Source organism: Collinsella sp. AF02-46-1 (assembly GCF_003465825.1).
In the GTDB taxonomy this organism is placed as follows: domain Bacteria; phylum Actinomycetota; class Coriobacteriia; order Coriobacteriales; family Coriobacteriaceae; genus Collinsella.
On the sequence record NZ_QSBV01000054.1, the window covers coordinates 1 to 644 of the forward strand.

1 protein-coding gene is annotated in these 644 nt (G+C 62.7%); it reads right to left on the reverse strand.

Annotated features, from left to right (window positions below; translation table 11 throughout):
* On the reverse strand, window positions 1-644 hold a 644-nt coding region (locus DWV20_RS09945), incomplete at both ends, for an NAD-dependent protein deacetylase, SIR2 family (RefSeq protein WP_118256892.1).

Genomic DNA, 644 nt, shown 5'->3' on the forward strand with positions numbered 1-644 from the left:
GCCCAAATCGGCCTGGATCGCCCCTGCCTTGCTTCCAAGCTGCAGCGGAGCCGAGCCGCCCGAGATGTTTACGCTCAAAAGGTGCGCATCCGGCAGCTTCGCGGTCATGCTCCAGAACGGGAGCGTGATGATGCCCGGGGTCATCTCGCCCACGCCGAGCTCCAGCAACAGCACGCGGCGATCGCTGCGCTCGCGCACGAAGCGCTCGTATCGTCCGAGGCTCTCGCGCCAGGCCGCACCCTGCAGAAACGTGTCGTCGCGCACCCACGGCACAAGCTGCCAGCCGCAATGCGGGCATCGGGGGACATCCTCGCTGAGGACCTCGAACCCCGCCATGCCCGCGAGCATGCGCTCGACGTAGGGGCTCGCGTCGAAGAGCTCGTCGCAGCATGGCTGCTTGCATTGAAGGTGCGCGAAGCTTCCCTGATAGTTGCAGATCCTCTCGGTGGGAAGCGTCTTCTCGACTTGGGTGTCTACATTGGTGCTCAGGATGAAGTAGTCCTTATGGCCGATGAGGGACCGTAGGTCGAGATAGGGCTGCGAGGTCGGCTCGCGCAGCATGAAATCGATATATCGCGCATAGTATGCCCATTGCTGCTCGAGGCTGGGGTAGAGGTGGTAGAAGCCGTCGAAAAGGCTCTTGA